Origin of the sequence: Nonomuraea turkmeniaca, from assembly GCF_005889735.1 — a bacterium.
Taxonomy (GTDB): domain Bacteria; phylum Actinomycetota; class Actinomycetes; order Streptosporangiales; family Streptosporangiaceae; genus Nonomuraea; species Nonomuraea turkmeniaca.
Genome location: NZ_VCKY01000086.1, coordinates 1 through 18,491, shown reverse-complemented (window position 1 = coordinate 18,491; position 18,491 = coordinate 1). Strand labels below are relative to the sequence as shown.

The 18,491-nt window shown below is 70.2% G+C and carries 20 protein-coding genes; 13 read left to right on the top strand and 7 right to left on the bottom strand.

Features of this window, described 5'->3' with window-relative positions:
- The first annotated feature begins 72 nt into the window (after nucleotides 1-72).
- The 4 genes from sp36 to ETD86_RS24540 are packed head-to-tail and all read left to right on the top strand — an operon-like array spanning nucleotide 73 to nucleotide 2,425.
- Nucleotides 73-228, top strand: a complete 156-nt coding sequence (sp36, locus tag ETD86_RS57155) for a Sp36 family protein (RefSeq protein ID WP_211370275.1) — start codon at nucleotides 73-75, stop codon at nucleotides 226-228.
- Nucleotides 225-683: a RidA family protein gene (locus ETD86_RS24550; protein ID WP_138668517.1), complete on the top strand. Its 459-nt coding sequence runs from the start codon at nucleotides 225-227 to the stop codon at nucleotides 681-683. The genes sp36 and ETD86_RS24550 overlap by 4 nt, the downstream gene beginning before the upstream one ends.
- Nucleotides 684-738: 55 nt before the next feature.
- Nucleotides 739-1,578, top strand: a complete 840-nt coding sequence (locus tag ETD86_RS24545) for an NUDIX hydrolase (RefSeq protein WP_138668529.1) — start codon at nucleotides 739-741, stop codon at nucleotides 1,576-1,578.
- A gap of 55 nt (nucleotides 1,579-1,633) precedes the next feature.
- Nucleotides 1,634-2,425: an MBL fold metallo-hydrolase gene (locus ETD86_RS24540; protein ID WP_138668516.1), complete on the top strand. Its 792-nt coding sequence runs from the start codon at nucleotides 1,634-1,636 to the stop codon at nucleotides 2,423-2,425.
- On the opposite strand, the gene ETD86_RS24535 is transcribed toward ETD86_RS24540, so the two are convergent.
- Nucleotides 2,407-3,087, bottom strand: coding sequence for a Crp/Fnr family transcriptional regulator (locus ETD86_RS24535; RefSeq protein ID WP_138668515.1), 681 nt, complete (start codon nucleotides 3,085-3,087; stop codon nucleotides 2,407-2,409). The two genes, ETD86_RS24540 and ETD86_RS24535, sit on opposite strands and share 19 nt — an antisense overlap.
- 128 nt (nucleotides 3,088-3,215) lie before the next feature.
- Complete coding sequence (locus ETD86_RS24530) at nucleotides 3,216-3,653, bottom strand: hypothetical protein (protein ID WP_138668514.1); 438 nt, start codon at nucleotides 3,651-3,653, stop codon at nucleotides 3,216-3,218.
- A gap of 79 nt (nucleotides 3,654-3,732) precedes the next feature.
- Here ETD86_RS24530 and nth point away from each other — a divergent pair, with 79 nt between their 5' ends.
- On the top strand, nucleotides 3,733-4,455 hold the full coding sequence (nth, locus tag ETD86_RS24525) for an endonuclease III (protein WP_138668513.1): 723 nt from the start codon (nucleotides 3,733-3,735) through the stop codon (nucleotides 4,453-4,455).
- A gap of 41 nt (nucleotides 4,456-4,496) precedes the next feature.
- On the top strand, nucleotides 4,497-5,138 hold the full coding sequence (locus ETD86_RS24520; protein WP_138668512.1) for an NUDIX hydrolase: 642 nt from the start codon (nucleotides 4,497-4,499) through the stop codon (nucleotides 5,136-5,138).
- Here ETD86_RS24520 and ETD86_RS24515 read toward each other — a convergent pair.
- Nucleotides 5,127-5,639 carry a HEAT repeat domain-containing protein gene (locus tag ETD86_RS24515; protein ID WP_138668511.1) on the bottom strand — a complete coding sequence of 171 codons (513 nt, stop codon included), beginning with the start codon at nucleotides 5,637-5,639 and terminating at the stop codon, nucleotides 5,127-5,129. The genes ETD86_RS24520 and ETD86_RS24515 overlap by 12 nt on opposite strands.
- 81 nt (nucleotides 5,640-5,720) lie before the next feature.
- On the opposite strand from ETD86_RS24515, the gene ETD86_RS24510 reads away from it, so the two are divergent.
- The 3 genes from ETD86_RS24510 (at nucleotide 5,721) to ETD86_RS24500 (ending at nucleotide 8,571) form a co-directional block, all read left to right on the top strand.
- Nucleotides 5,721-6,911, top strand: a complete 1,191-nt coding sequence (locus ETD86_RS24510; RefSeq protein ID WP_138668510.1) for a MarP family serine protease — start codon at nucleotides 5,721-5,723, stop codon at nucleotides 6,909-6,911.
- Between the two features lie 78 nt (nucleotides 6,912-6,989).
- Entirely contained in the window at nucleotides 6,990-7,958 is a 969-nt protein-coding gene (locus ETD86_RS24505; RefSeq protein ID WP_138668509.1) for an aldo/keto reductase, read from the top strand.
- Nucleotides 7,959-7,962: 4 nt separating this feature from the next.
- On the top strand, nucleotides 7,963-8,571 hold the full coding sequence (locus ETD86_RS24500; RefSeq protein ID WP_138668508.1) for a TetR/AcrR family transcriptional regulator: 609 nt from the start codon (nucleotides 7,963-7,965) through the stop codon (nucleotides 8,569-8,571).
- A 392-nt stretch (nucleotides 8,572-8,963) separates the two neighbouring features.
- Here the strand turns inward: ETD86_RS24500 and ETD86_RS24495 are convergent, their stop codons facing one another.
- The 4 genes from ETD86_RS24495 to acs all read right to left on the bottom strand — a co-directional run bounded on the left by ETD86_RS24495 (nucleotide 8,964) and on the right by acs (nucleotide 13,118).
- Nucleotides 8,964-9,443 carry a DUF309 domain-containing protein gene (locus tag ETD86_RS24495; RefSeq protein WP_138668507.1) on the bottom strand — a complete coding sequence of 160 codons (480 nt, stop codon included), beginning with the start codon at nucleotides 9,441-9,443 and terminating at the stop codon, nucleotides 8,964-8,966.
- Nucleotides 9,440-10,360, bottom strand: coding sequence for an alpha/beta fold hydrolase (locus ETD86_RS24490; protein WP_138668506.1), 921 nt, complete (start codon nucleotides 10,358-10,360; stop codon nucleotides 9,440-9,442). Before ETD86_RS24490 ends, ETD86_RS24495 begins: the two co-directional genes overlap by 4 nt.
- Nucleotides 10,350-10,775, bottom strand: coding sequence for a phage holin family protein (locus ETD86_RS24485; protein WP_138668505.1), 426 nt, complete (start codon nucleotides 10,773-10,775; stop codon nucleotides 10,350-10,352). The genes ETD86_RS24490 and ETD86_RS24485 overlap by 11 nt, the downstream gene beginning before the upstream one ends.
- Before the next feature lie 369 nt (nucleotides 10,776-11,144).
- Nucleotides 11,145-13,118, bottom strand: coding sequence for an acetate--CoA ligase (gene acs, locus ETD86_RS24480; protein WP_138668504.1), 1,974 nt, complete (start codon nucleotides 13,116-13,118; stop codon nucleotides 11,145-11,147).
- Nucleotides 13,119-13,503: 385 nt separating this feature from the next.
- Here acs and ETD86_RS24475 point away from each other — a divergent pair, with 385 nt between their 5' ends.
- The 4 genes from ETD86_RS24475 to ETD86_RS24460 all read left to right on the top strand — a co-directional run bounded on the left by ETD86_RS24475 (nucleotide 13,504) and on the right by ETD86_RS24460 (nucleotide 18,252).
- Complete coding sequence (locus ETD86_RS24475; RefSeq protein ID WP_138668503.1) at nucleotides 13,504-14,283, top strand: Fic family protein; 780 nt, start codon at nucleotides 13,504-13,506, stop codon at nucleotides 14,281-14,283.
- A 799-nt stretch (nucleotides 14,284-15,082) separates the two neighbouring features.
- Nucleotides 15,083-16,126, top strand: a complete 1,044-nt coding sequence (ssd, locus tag ETD86_RS24470) for a septum site-determining protein Ssd (RefSeq protein WP_138668502.1) — start codon at nucleotides 15,083-15,085, stop codon at nucleotides 16,124-16,126.
- A 154-nt stretch (nucleotides 16,127-16,280) separates the two neighbouring features.
- On the top strand, nucleotides 16,281-17,510 hold the full coding sequence (locus ETD86_RS24465; protein WP_138668501.1) for a TadA family conjugal transfer-associated ATPase: 1,230 nt from the start codon (nucleotides 16,281-16,283) through the stop codon (nucleotides 17,508-17,510).
- 28 nt (nucleotides 17,511-17,538) lie between these two features.
- Complete coding sequence (locus ETD86_RS24460; RefSeq protein WP_246148113.1) at nucleotides 17,539-18,252, top strand: type II secretion system F family protein; 714 nt, start codon at nucleotides 17,539-17,541, stop codon at nucleotides 18,250-18,252.
- The last annotated feature ends 239 nt before the right edge of the window (nucleotides 18,253-18,491 follow it).

Genomic DNA, 18,491 nt, shown 5'->3' with positions numbered 1-18,491 from the left:
GAGGCTACCGAACGGTCACTTGTCGAAAGCCGGTGACCACCCTTTGAGATTGCTCACACTAATGTGACCGTCATGAAGAAATGGGAGTACCTCACAGCCCCCGTGCTGATCCACAACACGAAGATGATTCTCGACAACTTCGGGTCCGACGGCTGGGAGCTGGTCCAGATCGTGCAGGGCGCCTCGCCCGAGCAGCTGGTCGCCTACTTCAAGCGGGAGAAGCAGTGACGCCCGAGGAGCGTCTGGAGGCGCTCGGCCTGACGCTGCCCGACGTGCCGAAGCCGGTGGCGGCCTACGTGCCGGCCGTGCGTACGGGGAACCTCGTCTACACCTCCGGCCAGGTGCCTCTGGTCGAGGGCAAGCCCGCCAGGACCGGCAAGCTGGGTGCGGAGCTGACCACCGAGGAAGGCGCCGAGATGGCCCGCATCTGCGGGCTCAACGTCCTGGCCGCGCTCAAGTCGGAGGTCGGCGACCTGGGGCTGGTCAGGCGCATCGTCAAGGTCGTGGTGTTCGTGGCCAGCGACCCGGCGTTCACCGAGCAGCCGAAGGTCGGCAACGGCGCGAGCGAGTTGTTCGCCGAGGTGTTCGGGGAGGCGGGCAAGCACGCGCGCAGCGCTGTGGGCGTGGCCGCGCTCCCGCTCGACGTGCCCGTGGAGGTGGAGGTGATCGCCGAAGTCGGCTGAGCGGGATATGTCACCATGACCGAGTGATGTTCTAGGAGGAGGTCATGTGACCGGATTGCCGCTTCCAGCCGAGCTCGCCGCGCGGGCCAGGGACATTCTCGCCGGACGGGTGGAGCCTGTGCCCACACGGGACGCCGCCACGGTGGTGATTCTGCGCGGGGTTCGGGCGTCCGAGCCCGCCTCGCGGAGTGCGGCCGTGGACACGGGACCCGAGGTCTACTTGCTGCGGCGGAAATCCACCATGGCCTTCGCGGCGGGTGCGTACGTCTTCCCCGGCGGGTCCGTGGACGCCCGTGACACCGACCAGGCCGTGGCCTGGGCCGGGCCGTCGCCCGCGGAGTGGGGCGCGGTGTTCCACGCGAGCGAGCAGGTCGCCCGCGGCCTGGTGTGCGCGGCCGTACGCGAGACGTTCGAGGAGTCGGGCGTGTTGCTGGCCGGACCGGGTCCCGGCTCGGTGGTCGCGGACACGACGGGGGACGACTGGGAGGCCGACCGGCTGGCGCTGATCGACCGGAGCCTGGCCTTCGCCGACTTCCTGGCCAGGCGCGGCCTGGTGCTCAGGTCCGACCTGCTCAAGCCGTGGGCGCACTGGATCACGCCGGAGATCGAGCAACGGCGTTTCGACACACGCTTCTTCGTGGCGGTCTTGCCCGAAGGGCAGCGCACCCGTGACGTCGGCGGCGAGGCCGACCAGGTGCTGTGGCAGCGCCCGGCCGAGGCGATCGAGCTGGCGCACCGAGGGGAGATCTTCCTGATGCCTCCGACCTACCACACGCTGACCGAGCTGTCGGCCTGTGACAGCGTCGCGGACGTCCTGGCCGCGCACCGGGAGATCGTGACCGTCATGCCGAGAGCCGTGGAGATCGAGGGCGAGATGCGGCTGGTGACCACATGAGCGAGCGCCGCGAGCGACCCATCGAACACAGCCGGCGACCGGCCAAGGAGGCCGCATGAGCGGTCTGCACATACCGATCGACACGCCCGACGGCTCGCGTACGGAGCACGCGGAGAACCTGCTCGCCCCCAACCCGTCGATCATGACGCTCGACGGCACCAACACGTGGGTCATCGGCGCCGGCGAGGACGTGATCGTCGTCGACCCCGGGCCGGACGACGACCGGCACCTGCGCCGCGTCCGCGATCACCTGGCCGGCCGCCGCGTCACCCAGATCCTGCTGACCCACGGTCACTTCGACCACAGCGGCGGCGCCAAGGGCTTCGCCACGATGGTGGACGCCCCCGTACGCGCCCTCGACCCGCGCCACCGGCTCGGCGACGAGGGGCTCGCCGACGGCGACGTGGTGACCGTGGCCGGCCTGGAGCTCCACGTGTACGGCACCCCAGGCCACTCGTTCGACTCGCTGTGCTTCTGGCTGCCCGCCGACAGGGCGATGTTGACCGGCGACACCGTGCTCGGCCGGGGCACCACGATCATCGCCCAAGACGGAGGCTTGGCCGACTACCTCCGCAGCCTGGACCGGCTCAGGGCGGCCGCGGAGAGCCTTGAGGCGCGGGCGCTGCTGCCGGGGCACGGCCCGGTGCTGCCGGACCCGATCGGAGCGCTGGACGGCTACATCGCGCACCGACGCGAGCGGCTCGACCAGATCAGGGCGGCGCGGGCGCAGGGCGCGCGCACGCCGCGTGAGATCGTCCGCATCGTCTACGCAGACGTCGACAAATCCCTCTGGGCGGCCGCCGAGATGTCGGTGAAAGCCCAGCTGGACTACCTGGAGCGGTTGTAGAGCCGGTCCATGTCGAGGATGACCACGGCCTTGGCCTCGATGCGCAGCCAGCCGCGCTGGGCGAAGTCGGCCAGGGCCTTGTTGACCGTCTCACGCGAGGCGCCGACGAGCTGGGCCAGCTCCTCCTGCGTGAGGTCGTGGTGCACCCGCAGGCCGTCCTCGATCCTGATGCCGAACCGCTCGGCCAGGTCGAGCAGCTGCTTGGCGACGCGCCCGGGCACGTCGGTGAAGACCAGATCGGCCAGCACGTCGTTGGTGCGGCGCAGCCGCTGCGCGAGCGCACGCAGCAGGTGCAGCGCCACCTCGGGACGGCCGGTCAGCCACGGGCGCAGGTCGTCGTGGCCGAGGCCCGCCAGCCGCACCTCGGTCAGCGCCGTCGCCGTGGCCGTGCGCGGCCGCGGGTCGAACAACGACAACTCGCCGAACATCTCGCTCGGCCCGAGCACGCTCAGCAGGTTTTCCCTGCCGTCGGGGGCGGTGCGGGATAGCTTGATCTTGCCTTCGAGCACGACGTAGAGCCGGTCGCCGGTCTCGTTCTCGTGGAAGAGCGTCTGTCCCTTGGACAGCTGGACCTCCGTGATGCTCGTGCGCAGCGCCGCGGCGCTCTCGCGGTCCAGCGCGGCGAACAGGGGGGCCTTGCCCAGCACATCTTCGGTGTTCACTCTGCCTCCTCTGCTGCCATTGTGACTCACCCCACTCCAAGCAGCACACACAGGTTATGGGAATGCCGGAGTGTTCGGGTTCGTAAAGATGAGTCGCATCCAGGGGAAAGCTACCGGAAGGCCCTGGTTCAGGAGGCGAGCAGGTCGTCGACAGAGGCCACGGCCGCCGCCACGGAGTGGCCGAGCAGCACGCGCAGCAGGTCCGCGGCCCTTGGGCGAGCCGCAGTGTCAGGATGGCGGCATTGCTCGACCGCGATGCGCAGCGCCGGAGGCAGGACCGCGGGATCGCCGTCCTTGCGGCCGGTCGCCGCGAACACCACGAGGTCGGCCCAAGCCCGTACGTCGTCGCCCGCCGAGCCTCCAGCAGGGGGACGCCAGGCGATGAGCACCTGGCCCCGCGTGCTCAGCGCTACGCTCTCCGCGCTGAGCCGCAGCCCGGACGCGCCGCGCGCGTGCAGTCTGGCCAGGGCCGCCGCACAGGCGAGGGCGAGGCGGTGCAGCGCCTGCCCGCGCATGGGTCCCGAGTGCCGAACGAAGTCCGCGAGCGCCGCGCCCTGACCGCTCATGGCCACCGCCTCCTGTGTCGCCAGGTTGTACGCGATGGAGGCGGTCCTGGGTTCAAACCTTTATGGCTACCCTTGCGGCATGGCGACGAACGCGGCGGGGCGCAAGCCGGAGACCCAGCTGGCACTGGTGCGGCGGGCGCGCAAGATGAACCGCATCCTCGCGGAGACGTACCCGGACGCCCACTGCGAGCTCGACTTCCGCAACCCGCTCGAGCTGCTGGTCGCGACCATCCTCTCCGCGCAGTGCACGGACAAGCGGGTCAACATGGTGACCCCCACCCTTTTCGCGAAATATCCGACGGCTGAGGACTACGCCGCCGCCGACCGGACCGACGTCGAGGAGATCATCCGCTCGACCGGGTTCTTCCGCGCGAAGACCAACAACATCATCGGCATGGCGCAGGCGATCTGCGAGCGGCACGGCGGCGAGGTGCCCGGCAAGCTGAAGGACCTGGTCAAGCTGCCCGGCGTGGGCCGCAAGACCGCCAACGTGGTGCTCGGCAACGCGTTCGGCGTGCCGGGGCTCACCGTCGACACGCACTTCCAGCGGCTGGTGCGCCGATTCGGCTGGACCGAGGAGACCGACCCGGTCAAGATCGAGCATGTCGTGGGCGAGTTGCTGCCCAAGCGCGAGTGGACGATCTTCTCGCACCGGGTGATCTGGCACGGCCGCCGCCTTTGCCACGCCCGGCGCCCGGCCTGCGGCGTCTGCCCGCTGACCGCGCTCTGCCCCTCGTACGGCACCGGCCCCACAGCGGCCGCCGAGGCCCAGAAGCTCGTCAGATCCGGCCCCTTCTCCTGACCGCGGGGAAGTCACCGGAGCCCCGGCGTGTTGGAGGATGCGTGACCCAAGTCCCCGACTGGCTCGACACACTGGCGGCGCAAGCGCAGCGAACCCGAGTCCCCCGATACATGCGGCCACCCGCCGGGCGCGGGCGGGCCGCGGCGGTGCTGATGTTGTTCGGAGAAGGGCCGCACGGGCCTGACGTGCTGCTCATCCAGCGCAGCACACGCGGACGCAGGCACGCGGGACAGCCCGCCTTCCCCGGCGGCGGCGTGGACCCCGAGGACGGCGGCCCGATCGAGGCGGCGCTGCGCGAGGCCGAGGAGGAGACCGGGCTCGACCCGCGGGGGGTCCACGTGCTGTGCGCGTTGTCCGAGCTCTACCTCAACCACAGCGACAACCGGGTCACGCCGGTGATCGCGTGGTGGCGCGAGCCGTCGGCGGTCCACGCGGCCTCGCCTGACGAGGTCGACTCGGTGGAGCGGGTGCCGATCGCCGAACTCGTCGATCCGGACAACCGGATCATGTTGCGGCACCCCAGCGGCATGGCGGGTCCTGCGTTCCGGGTGCGGGGGATGCTGGTGTGGGGGTTCACGGCGATGGTCCTGGACTCCGTGCTGCGCGAGGGCGGGCTCGAACGACCGTGGGACGCCACGCGGGTGGAGGACCTGCCGCCCGAGGTGCTCGACCTAGCGCGCTGACCGCAACGACACGCCGAGAGACGCCCAGCCCGCCACGTCGGCGTCGCTGTCGCCGGCCAGCGTCCGCAGCGCGTCCAGGCCCGCCGGATCCGGCGGGTCCCCGAGCACGTGTTGCAGCGCGTACGCGGCGCCGTACCTGACCCGCGCGTCGTCGTGGCCGGCCAGGTCGATCACCGACGGCAGCGAACGCGGGTCGCCCAGGTGGCCGAACGCGATCAGCACCGAGTAGAGCACCATGGCGTCGTCCTCGCTGGCGGCCAGGTACCGCAGCACCGGCAGGGTACGGTCCACGAACGGACCCAGCATCCCCATGATGTCCACCCCGAGCAGCCGCTCGGCCACGGTGTCCGCGGCGCACAACCGCCGTGCCTCGATGAAGGATTCCAGATCGCCGCGCTGGCGCAGCACGGAGATGACGTGCCAGCGGAGCGGGCCGTCAGGATCGCTGTCCCGTAGAGCTGCCTCGATGAGATCGCGCACTGTTCCCTCGGCCGGCGGCATACCACTCAAGGTAGCCACGCGGTGACGCCGTCCTGATCGAAGACGTGCACGCTTGACCGTATCGCTGGCTACCTTTGAAACGTGCGCGGTGATCTGCTTGACCTCATCTTGATCGGCCTCATGGTCGCCTTCGGCATCTCGGGTTATCGCCAAGGCTTCATCATCGGGGTCATGAGCTTCGTGGGGTTCGCAGGCGGAGCCGTGCTGGGCGTGTTCATCGCGCCGCCCATCGCCAAGGCCGTCGTGGACGGCGACACGCCGCAGGCGCTGCTGGCCATCGTGATCGTGTTCCTGTCCGCCACCATCGGCCAGTTCGCGTCCTCGACCATCGGCGCCGTCGTCCGCAGCCACATCACGTGGGAGCCCGCGAAGATGGCCGACGCGGTCGGTGGCACCTTCGCCAGCGCGCTCTCCGTGCTGGTCTTCGCCTGGCTGATCGGCTCGCTGATCATCTCCACGGCTTTCACTCCGCTCGTCGACCAGGTCAAGAACTCCGCGCTGCTCACCACGGTCGACGACGCGATCCCCCAGGCGGCACGCAACTGGCAGCAGCCGTTCAAGAAGTTCATCGACCGCTCGGAGTTCCCGCCCGTCTTCGACGCCATCGGCGCGGGCACGCTCATCGACGTGCCGCCGCCGGACCAGAGCGTGTTCCAGGGCAACCGGCTCAACCGGGCCCGGCGGGCGATCGTCAAGGTCCAGGGCAACGCGGAGAGCTGCAACAAGCACATCGAGGGCACCGGATTCGTCTACGCGGCCGGCCGGATCATGACCAACGCGCACGTGGTCGCGGGCGTGACCAGGGATCTGCAGGTCATCGACCACAACAACGTCCGGCACGCGGCCACGGTCGTGCGCTACAACCCGCGCCGCGACATCGCCGTGCTCTACGTGCCCGGCCTCGACCTGCCGCAACTCGCCTTCGACGGCGAGGGCGGCCGGGGTGACGGCGCGATCATCGCCGGGTTCCCGAAGGGCAAGGGCTTCACGGCCGTGCCGGCCAGGATCGGCGGCCGGCTCGACGCCGAGGGCCCCGACATCTACCGGGAGAACACCGTCACCCGCAAGGTGTACGCGATCCGCGGCGAGGTGCTGCCCGGCAACTCCGGCGGCCCCCTGCTCACGCCCGACGGCCGCGTCTACGGCGTGATCTTCGCCGCGGCGATCAACGAGGCCGAGACGGGTTACGTGCTGACGGCTGAAGAGGTCGCCCCCGACGCCGCCGCCGGCCGCAACGACACCGCGCCGGCCAGCACGCAGGAGTGCGACTGATCCCGTAACCCCTTTCCGTGAGGGTCTCGTTTCGCGCCCTCGTATGTGATAGCTTCTCACAATGTGAAAGCTAATCACATGCAGACGCGCAGACTCGGCAGGACGGACATCGAGATCACCCCCATCGGCCTGGGTTGTATGCAGTTCTCCGGCACGCGGAACGTCACGCGCTGGATCGTCAGGTCGATCGACCAGACGGCCGCCACATCGGTGGTGCGGGCCGCGCTCGACGGCGGCGTCAACTGGTTCGACACCGCGGAGATGTACGGCGCGGGCCATTCCGAAGAGATGCTGGCCGCCGCGCTGAAGGAGTGCGGCATCGCCCCCGGCGAGGTCGCCGTCGCGACCAAGTGGCCGCCGCTCGGACGCACGGCGGCCAACATCGTCCGCACCATCGACGACCGGCTGACGCACCTGGGCGGCTTCCCGATCGACCTGCACCAGATCCACATGCCCACCGGCAGCCTGTCCAGCATCCCCGCCCAGCTCAAGGCCATGGCCAAGCTGCTCAAAGCAGGGAAGATCCGCTCGGTCGGCGTGAGCAACTTCTCCGCCCGCCAGCTGACGCTCGCCCACCAGGTGCTCGCCGGGGAAGGCGTCACGCTGGCCGCCAACCAGGTCAGGATCAACCTCCTGCACAGGAACATCGAGCGTGACGGCGTGCTGGACACCGCCCGCAGGCTGGGTGTCACGCTGATCGCGTACTCGCCGCTGGAGGGCGGGATCCTCACCGGCCGCTACCACGAGGACCCGGCGCTCGCCCGGTCGGCGCCGGTGATGCGCAGGTTCTTCGGACGCCGCGAGCTGACCGCCAAGGGGCTCGAACGCACGGCGCCGCTCATCGACGCCATGCGCGAGATCGGGGCGTCCTATGGCGTGTCGATCTCGCAGGTGGCGCTGAACTGGGTGATCACCCGATACGGCGACGCGGTGGTGGCCATCCCCGGCGCCTCCAAGCCGCGGCAGGCGAGCGAGGCCGCGGGCGCGATGGCGTTCACCCTCAGCGAGGCGGAAGTCCGCAGGCTGGATGAGCTGTCGCTAACCTGAGCCTGTGCCCCGAACGACCAAGCGCGACCGCTACCACCACGGCGACCTGCGGGCCGCGCTGATCGACACCGCGATGGAGCTGATCGCCGAGCACGGGGTGCAAGGGTTCTCCCTCGCCGAGGCCAGCAGGCGGCTCGGCGTCGCGGTCAGCGCCCCCTACCGGCACTTCGCCGACCGCGACGAGCTGCTGCTCGCGGTAGGGGTACGCGCGAGCGAGCTGCTCGTCACGGCCGTCCGCGCCGAGGAGAGCGGCACCGCGGCCGAGGACCGGCTCGTGGCCGTGGCCAGGGGATATGTCAGGTTCGCCGCCAAACACCGCGCGTTGTTCGAGTCGTTGTTCGGCACGGCGCTCTCCCCGATCGGCGAGCCGGAGCTGGAGCGGGCCGCCCGGCCGGTCAAGGAGGCCTTCCACACCGCCGCGATGACGCTGGCGGACGGGGACCCGACGGCGGCCGAGGCACTCGGGGTGGCGGTGGCGGCCACCGCGCACGGGTACGCCGGGCTGCTGCGTCTCGGGATGTTCGGCAAGGGCGAAGCAGCCGTGGACACGGCGGTGGGACGCGCGGCCGCCGCCACGCGCGCGCTCATCGAAGGGCGCGCAGCGCTGTATTGATGGCCTCACTCCGTGAGGCGGGCTCGGTCGCCAGATGCCGCCGTCTTCCCCCGCTCTGGTCGCTACGCTCCCGCCGCTCCTCCAGACGACGGCACTCCCACCCTGCCCATTGGCCTCACTCCGTGAGGCGGGCTCGGTCGCCAGATGCCGCCGTCTTCCCCCGCTGTGGTCGCTACGCTCCCGCCGCTCCTCCAGACGAGGGCACTCCCACCCTGCCCATTGGCCTCACTCCGTGAGGCGGGCTCGGTCGCCAGATGCCGCCGTCTTCCCCCGCTCTGGTCGCTACGCTCCCGCCGCTCCTCCAGACGACGGCACTCCCACCCTGCCCATTGGCCTCACTCCGTGAGGCGGGCTCGGTCGCCAGATGCCGCCGTCTTCCCCCGCTCTGGTCGCTACGCTCCCGCCGCTCCTCCAGACGACGGCACTCCCTCGCTGGGGAGTTTCTCCAGGATCAGGGCGATCGCGTCGTCTGGGTCGCTGTCGTGGCTCAGGTTGGACGCGGCCTTGCCGACCGCGTCGTACGCGCCTCCGTACGCCTGCGCCTTGGCCGCGCCCCGGCTGAAGAGCGTCACCGCGCCGCGCCCGTTCCCGCGCTGCAGGTGCGTCAGCCCGACGCAGATCTGCGCCAGCCCCTGCCACAGGTCGCGCTCATCGTCGGGGGCGCACTTCCAGCGGCCCTCGAACACCTCGTGCGCGTTGAACGGCATGCCCTCGCTCAGGAAGCCGCGGCCGTCGGCCAGGGCCTGCTCGGTCGTGGGCGCGTAGTCGTCGGGAACCCTGGGCACGCCGGGCGAGCCGTAGGGGAGCGGCCTGCCGAACGCGTCACGTGGCCTGGCGCTGCGCGGCCTGCCCTCGGGATCGCGGTCTCTCATCGGTCAGGCTCCGGGTCGGCCAGCCAGCCGAGCAGCTCGGCGTCGAACACGTCGGGGATCTCCTCATGGGGGAAGTGGCCCGCTCCTTCGAGCAGCCGCCACCGGTACGGGGCCGCCACGTAGCGGCTCGAGCCCTGCGCCGTACGCGGCAGGACCCGCGGGTCGAGCGCGCCGTGCAGGTGCAACGTGGGAGCCTCGACCTCGGTGCGCATGGCCCGGGCGTAGCGGCGGCCGTCGGGCCGCAGCTGGGAGCGGCCGAACCAGCGGTGGTACTCCAGCGCGCAGTGCGCCACGGCCGGAATCCTGAACGCCTCGCGGTAGGTGCGCGCGTCCTCGGACTCCGGCCACCCTGGCCGCGACCACTCGTCGAGGAAGCGGCCGACCAGCGCCCCCTCGCGACGCCTGAGCCGGTGCTCCGGCAGCAGCGGCAGCTGGAACCCCAGCGCCTGGATACTGGCCTTGAGCTGGCCGAACGGGTCGGTCGCCAGCGCGTTACGCAACCGCAGCGGATGTGGTGCGGAGACGATGACCAGCCGGTGCACGCTTTTGGGGTCGAGCACCGCCATCGTCCAGGCCAGCAGCCCGCCCCAGTCGTGGCCCACCACGATCGCCCCGGTCTCGCCCAGCGCGCGGATCAGGCCGGCCGCGTCGGCCGCCAGCGTGGGCAGGTCGTAGCCGCGCGGCGGCTTGTCGCTGCCGCCGTAGCCGCGCAGGTCGGCCGCCACCGCCCGGTATCCGGCCGCCGCCAGCGAGGTGAGCTGGTGGCGCCAGGTCCACCAGAACTGCGGGAACCCGTGCAGCAGCAGGACCAGCGGTCCCTCGCCGGCCTCGACGACGTGGAAGCGGGTGCCGCCCGCGTGCACCGCGCGGTGCGTCCACGGCCCGGGGATCTCGACGACCGACTCGTCAGGTGCCATCGCGGGTCACCGGCTCGCGGTCGGGGTGGTGCTCATCCGGTGAGGCGATCTCCTTCAGTCCCTTGATCGACCTGGTGGTGCGCTTCATCCCAGCCAGACCCTTGAGCCGCTTGTACCCAAAGAACACGGCCGCAGCCGCCGCCACCAGGTAAATCAGGGTCACGATGAGGAAGGCCATCCAGTTGGGTATCCACTGGGCGAGCACGTAGGCGATGGTGAACGAGGCCAGGATCAGGCACAGGTGCGCCATGAACGCGGCCGCGGCGAACGCGGCGCCCGCGGTGCCGACCCGCTTGGCGTCGAACCTGAACTCGGCCTTGGCCAGCTCGATCTCCGAGCGGACCAGGTCCGAGATGTGACTGCTCGCCTGGGCGACCAGGGAGCCCAGGGATTCTTCCTCGGGAGTCTGCGGCATGAACGTCTCCTATCGAGGCCTGGTGGCCGTGTCAATCATCATCTAGCGCATTGCGACGCTCGCGTGGCCGAACGTGCTGCGTATCGCCGCTATGTCCCGGCAGTGGAGCTCCTTCGACTCCCAGATCTACCCGATCGGAGAAGATAACGCCCGGTCCAGGGCGGTGTGGTTCCGCCCCCGTCCGAACGCGGCCCACCGCCTTCGCCTCCAGGGCCTCGCCGCGGCCACTCCGGGCCTTCGCCCTGTCCCCCTCCGCTACCTCGCCGCGCCCGGTTCCGCGCAAGCCCGATCGGCGGCCGGCTGGCGAAGGGCCGTACCAAAAGACGGCGCATGTCCCAAAAAATCGGGACATGCGCCGTCTTGCGGATGTCAGTCTTCTGACTTCGCCGAGGGGAGCTTGTCCGCGATCAGGTTCATCACCGTGCTGTCGGCCAGCGTGGTGACGTCGCCGACGCTGCGGTTCTCCGCCACGTCACGCAGAAGACGGCGCATGATCTTGCCGGACCGGGTCTTGGGCAGCTCGGGCACCACCAGGATCTGACGCGGCTTGGCGATCGGGCCGAGCGTCTTGGCCACGTGGTTGCGCAGGTCGGCGGCGATGTCCTCGCTCTCCTCGGCGCTGCCGCGCAGGATCACGAACGACACGATGGCCTGCCCGGTCACCGGGTCGGTCGCGCCCACCACGGCCGCCTCGGCCACCTTCGGGTGGCTGACCAGCGCGCTCTCCACCTCGGTGGTGGAGATGTTGTGGCCGGAGACCAGCATGACGTCGTCCACGCGGCCGAGCAGCCACATGTCGCCGTCCTCGTCCTTCTTGGCGCCGTCGCCGGGGAAGTACATTCCCTCGAACCTGCTCCAGTACGTGTCGATGTACCGCTGGTCGTCGCCCCAGATGGTGCGGAGCATCGACGGCCACGGCTCGCGCACCACGAGGAAGCCGCCACCGCCGTTGGGCACGCTGTTGCCCTGGTCGTCGACGACGTCCGCGGTGATGCCGGGGAGCTGGCGCATGGCGGCGCCCGGCTTGCCCGAGGTCACGCCGGGCAGCGGGCTGATCATGATGGCGCCGGTCTCCGTCTGCCACCAGGTGTCCACGACCGGGCAGCGGTTGCCGCCGATGTGCTCCCGGTACCAGACGTACGCCTCGGGGTTGATCGGCTCACCGACGGAGCCCAGGATGCGCAGGCTGGACATGTCGTACTTGGCGGGGATGTCGTCGCCCCACTTCATGAACGTCCGGATCGCCGTCGGCGCGGTGTACAGGATCGTGATCTTGTACTTCTGCACGATCTCCCAGAACCGGCCGCGGTGCGGGGTGTCCGGGGTGCCCTCGTAGATGACGCTGGTGGCGCCGTTGGCGAGGGGGCCGTACACGATGTAGGAGTGGCCGGTGACCCATCCGATGTCCGCGGTGCACCAGTAGATGTCGGTCTCCGGCTTGAGGTCGAAGACCGCGTGGTGCGTCCAGGCCGTCTGGGTCAGGTAGCCGCCGGTCGTGTGCAGGATGCCCTTGGGCTTACCGGTGGTGCCGCTGGTGTAGAGGATGTACAGCGGGTCCTCGGCGTCGTGGGGCTCGGGAGTGTGCTGGTCGCTCTGGCGCTCCACCACGTCGTGCCACCAGACGTCCTTGCCGTTCGTGGAGACGTCCTGGCCAGTACGCCGTACGACGAGGACATGCTCCACCTGCGGGCACTCCGCAACGGCCTCGTCCACGGTCGGCTTGAGCGCGCTCGGCTTGCCCCTGCGGTAGCCGCCGTCAGCGGTGATCACCAGCTTGGCGTCGGCGTCGTCGATGCGGCTCTTCAGCGCGCTCGCCGAGAAGCCGCCGAACACCACCGAGTGCACCGCGCCGATGCGGGCGCAGGCCAGCATCGCGATCGGCAGCTCGGGGATCATCGGCATGTAGATCGCGACCCGGTCGCCCTTGCCGACGCCCAGCTCCTGAAGGGCGTTGGCGGCCTTGCTGACCTCGGCCTTCAGATCGTTGTAGGTGAGGGTGCGGGTGTCGCCGTCAGGCTCGCCCTCCCAGAAATAGGCGACCTTGTCGCCGCGGCCCTCCTCGACGTGGCGGTCGACGCAGTTGTAGGCGACGTTGAGCTCGCCGCCGATGAACCACTTGGCGAAGGGGGCGTTCCATTCAAGGGTCCTGTCCCACCGTTTGGCCCAGGTCAGCCGCTCGGCCGCGCGCTCCCAGAAGGCGAGACGGTCCGCCGCGGCCTCGTCATAAGCGGTCGCGGTCACGTTCGCGGCCGCCGCCAGGTCAGCCGGAGGTGCGAACCGGCGGTTCTCCTGCAGCAGGTTGGACAGCGCCTGGGGCTCGGTGCCAGGGGTCTCCGGGGCCACCTCGTGCTCCTTCTATGGCCAGGTTGGATAGGTCGTGTCCCACTTCACCAGCTCACGGCATCCGTACACAAGAGGTCTAGACAGGTCTGTACCGTGCGACCCGAGGACTGGGCCGTGCTTATCAGGTCGAATGACAAATGCTATTGAAATGTTGTCATCCTGAAATCAGGAGAATGTGCGGCGGAGTGGGCAAGGGTTTATAGGCCCCTTGGGACGGCCGTTGTTTGGCCTTGACCGGTCCGGTCGTCCTTTCCCATGACTTTCCGCCCGGTCCCTACCAGTTCTGCGGTACGAGGGTGCCCGGTCACGACCGGCTGGCCATCTTGAGCGCGCATCGGGTGGGCGTTGAGTGAGCAGACCGTACCCGCGGGTAAGGTCGGTTCCCGTGAGTGACCCATTGGCCGTCATCGCGCGATTCCCCGGCGTGCCGGAGGCGGTGGACGAGGCCCGCGAGGCCGTCGACAGGCTCTACCGGCACCGCGTGCTGCGCCGGGCGAGCCCCGCCGTGTCCGCGGAGTCGTCCCTGCGCGGCGCCCGCGCGTCGGCCGCCGTGGAGGGCGTCGACGTACCGCTCGACGCCCTGCGCAGGGACGAGATCCACGACCCGCTCGTCCAGGGTGCGCTGCGCGCGTCGGCCGAGATGGGCCGCATGGGCCCGACCTGGCGCAAGGCGCCTCGGCAGGTGCTGGCCCGCCTGCACACGGTCGCGGCGGCCGGCCTCGCGCCGCAGGCCGTGCTGGGCCGTCCGCGTACGGAGGACGAGGCCCCCGACCCGCTGGACCTGGGCCCGGCGCCGGACGCCAAGGAGGCCGCGGTCCGCATGGACGGCCTGATGGACCTGCTGGAACGTCCCACGAAGGCCCCCGCGATCGTGCTGGCCGCCGTCGTCCACGCCGAGCTGGCCGTGATGCGGCCGTTCGGCTCGGCGGACGGGGTGGTCGCCCGTTCGGCCGAGCGGCTGACCTTGGTCGAGTACGGGCTGGACCCGAAGTCCCTGGTGGCCGTGGAGGTGGGGCACCTGGAGCTGCCGTACGCGGAGGGGCTGCGGGCGTACCTGAGCGGCACGCCGGAGGGCGTCGGCCAGTGGGTACAACAGTGTGCCACCGCGGTTAGCCTGGGCGTGCGCGAGACCACCGCCATCTGCGAAGCCATGCAAAGGGGCTGAGTCAGAGGGCTGACATAGCTGACGGCGTCTCAGTCAAGAGACGCCGTCCGCCGGTGCATCACACCGGGTTACCAAGCGTGCACCTGTATTCGTCGGAGCGGGTCAAGCCCGTCACGACGCGCCTCCCGCGGCTGGTCGCGCGTGGGTGCCCGGCTGATGCACCCGGACAAGTGGTCCGTGACACCTTTCTACGACGGATTCCCCCTGATGGGAACCCCTTGGACCAAGACCTTTACCCGGCCGTGGAGCGAGGCCGCGGCGGGTGCGGGCGCCCCTGGGCGCGCCGACCGGTGTCACCCACCCGCGATGATCACTCTCTGTGATCGTCTTTATGTGATCGTTATCAATTGCTGAAAAAACTTGGCGAAAATACGAGATTGCTCCTCGACGAAACTCGATCCGATCGGGCAGCATACGGTGGTATCGCCTCGAAACTGGAGCGACCTTGCGCGGGATTGGTTTGCCGGTCCCTTGCCAGGCTCTGGTGAAGTGATGAAAGCTTTCTTCTGAAACGGGACCGGCTCTACCCCCCCGGAGCCGGACCGATCAGGCGACCCCCGCTCTCCCCCCCGGCGGGGGTCGCCCCTTTTCTGCCCCAAACCCGTCTCCGCCGGCCATGGCTGCCCGCTTCCCAGCCCGCCCACCGCCTCGGCCGCGGACATTCCGCAGTGTTCCGGCGGCTGTCCACAGGCGCGCTGCCGCCGACGCCGTCTATCCCCAGAATCCCGTTCGCCCGCTCACCGTCGCCAGTCCCTGAAACAAGCTGTCCCTCCCATCGAAACGGGAGGCCGACACCGACATGCACCGCCCCCTGGTCATCACCGAGGACCACGCCCTACTGGACGACCTGGTCCGCATCGCAGCCGCAGCCGGCGCGCAACTCGACGTGGCCCACGTCCCCGCCCACGCCCGGCCGTACTGGAACCTCGCCCCGCTCGTAGCGGTAGGCGCCGACCAGGCAGAGGCCGTGGCCGCTTCATCACCTCCCGCCCGCGACCAAGTCCTCCTGGTCACCCGAGACCTCGAGGACGCGGACACCTGGCGGAAATGCGTGGCAGTAGGCGCTCAGGCCGTCGTGACCCTCCCCGTCGACGAACGCCACCTGGTGGAACGTTTCGCGGACGCCATGGAGCCAGAGCCCCGCTCCGGGACGGTGATCTGCGTGATCGGCGGCCGGGGAGGAGTAGGCGCGAGCGTCCTGTCAGCCTGCCTGGCCCTGCACGCCTCGGGCAGCGGCCATCTCCGTACGCTTCTCGTGGACGCCGACCAGCTGGGCGGCGGCATAGACGCGCTGCTGGGCCATGAGGAGGCGTCAGGCGCCCGCTGGGGAGACCTGGTGGCCAGGGAAGGCCGGATCAGCTCCGTGGCCCTGCAGGCGGCGTTGCCGTCGTTCGGCGACCTGGCGGTCCTGTCCTTCCACAGGGGCGAGGTGGCCGCGATCCCGCCCCAGGCCATGCGATCGGTCCTCGAAGCCGGCCGAAGGGGCTTCGACCTGGTGGTCGTGGATCTCCCACGCCATCTCGACCCAGCCGCCGTCGAGGCCCTCACCAGAGCGAACGCCACCCTCATCGTGGCGGCGTCCGACGTACGCGGAATCCTCTCCGCGGTCCAAGTCCTGTGCGAGGCCCGCAAGCACACCTCCGACCTTCGCGCGATCCTCCGCCCCGGCATCGTGGACGACGACATGGCAGCGGCCTCGCTGGGCATCCCATGCGCCGGCACCCTCCCCGACCAGCCACGGCTCACCGCCACGCTCAACCGCGGCGAGCTACCCAAGCTGGGCCCGCGCACCGTACTGGGCGGCCTGTGCGCCTCCCTCCTGCGCGACGTCCTGCCTTCGTGACGCTCCCACGCCTGGTCACCAGGACTGACCAGCGGCAAATGCCGTCCCCACCAGGCCGGACGGATCCGAGACCACTCTGCCCACCGACCCAGCCCGATCAGGCTCGGCGTCACACCTTTCCCGGAAGCGGGTGAGCACCCTGAAGCCCACAACCATGCCTTCGTCGGCGCAGCGACCGACGTCCTCCTCCTCCTCCTCACGGCCCGAGCCGATCTCCGCCGTGTCGCCGGAGCTGGTGGAGGCCGTCCGCGTACGCCTGGCCTGCACAGGCGCCGAACCCAGCGCGGCCCAGGTCGCCGTCGCCCTCAGAGCCGAGAAAGCCGTGTACGGCGACGCGGAGATCCTCGCCGTCGCCCGAGCCCTCTGCGCCGACTTGATAGGCGCAGGCCCCTTGGAGCCGTTCCTGGCCCGGCCCGACGTAACGGACGTCCTGGTCAACGGCCCCCGCGAGGTGTGGATAGACGACGGCGGCGGCCTGCACCGCACTCCGGTGACCTTCGCCGACGACCCGGCAGTTCGCAGGCTGGCTCAGCGCTTGGCGGCCGCCGCCGGCAGACGATTGGACGACGCCTCCCCGTACGTGGACGCCAGGCTCGCGGGCGGCGTACGCCTCCACGCGGTTCTCCCGCCCATCGCCCCCGGCGGCACCTGCGTGTCGCTACGCCTGCCGCCGCGCCGCACATACACCCTGGCGGACCTCGTGTCAGCGGGCATGATCGCTCCATCCGCGTTCCCCGTGCTGACCGCCATGGTGGCCGCCCGACTGGCCTTCCTCGTAACCGGCGGCACCGGCACAGGCAAGACAACGCTGCTGTCGGCCCTGCTCTCGCTGGCCGATCCGGGCGAAAGGCTCCTCCTGGTAGAGGACTCGGCCGAGCTCCGCCCCCTCCACCCGCACGTGGTACGCCTGGAGACCCGCCCGGCGAACCTGGAGGGCGCAGGCGGTGTGGGCCTGCGTGACCTCGTACGGCAAGCATTGCGGATGCGACCGGACCGTTTGGTGGTCGGTGAGGTGCGCGGGTCGGAAGTGGTGGACCTGCTGGCCGCGCTCAACACCGGCCACGAGGGAGGTTGCGGCACGCTGCACGCGAACACGGCGGCGGACGTGCCACCCCGTCTGGAGGCGCTGGGCTGCGCCGCAGGTTTGAGCAGGGAGGCCGTACACAGCCAGCTGTCGGCGGCTCTCGACGCCGTCATCCATCTGACCCGCGACCGCCGGGACGGCCGAAGACGCATCGCCGAAATCTGCCTGCTCTCCAGAACGTCAACGGGCTTGGTCGAGTCACTCCCTGCCCTGACCTTCGACACGAAGGGCACCTCCCGGATCGGTCCGGGCTACGACGCCCTCGCCGAGGCCGTACAGCAGGACGACAGACCTCGATGACCGGTACGAAGGAAGGCGCAAGCCGGTGATGATGGACAGTGCCCTGGTGGTCGCCGCGCTGTCCACAGCCTGCGCGGTGTGGCTGTGGACAGGCCCGACCACCGCCACGACCCGCCTCGCCAAACTGACCTCAGGCCACCACAAGCCCCAGTGGCGGTCCCTGCGAAGGTTGTTCACCCGCCAAAGCCCCGCACGCCGGGCCCAATCCTGGCGCCTGGCATCAATCGAACTGTGCCAGGCACTCTCCGCGGAGCTGTCCGCAGGCCGCACCCCCGGAGAGGCGCTGACGAGAGCCATCGCGGCCGTGGACCTGCCCGATCCCGACGCCCTGCGCCCGGTCGTCGCGGCCGCGAGAGACGGCGGCGACGTCTCGGCGGCCCTGACCGCCTCGGCCCCACCGCAGGGAGGCGAGGGGCTGCGCCAACTCGCAGCCTGCTGGGACGTGAGCGTCACGGTGGGCGCAGGACTGGCAGCCCTGGTCGAACGCGTCGCCGGCACGTTACGCGCAGCCCAGGCCCACCGTCAGGACGTCGCGGCGCAACTGGCAGGACCACGCACCACCGCCAGAATGCTCGCCGCGCTTCCCGCTCTGGGCCTCCTCATGGCCGCGGCCCTCAACATGCACCCCATGACGTTCCTGCTCGGCAGCCTCCCCGGCTTCGCATGCCTGGCCACCGGAATCACCCTCGACGCCTGCGGCCTGTGGTGGACCAACCGCATGGCCGCCCGGGCCCAAGGCTGAACCCATTCCGAACGGTGACGGACGTCCCTTCCCCGGCAGCCCACCCTGGACGAACGCGATCGGATCTTGCCAATGCTCCAACTCCTGTCCGCCCTGTGCGCCGGCCTGGCCACGTGGTTGTGGCTCTCGCCAAGGACACCGCAGGAACGCCTGGCCCGACTGCGCCCCTCGCGGAAGAATCCGGATAGCCGCCCCGTCCCTCCATCACCCACCCCCTTGCCGTACCGGAACTCCCACAC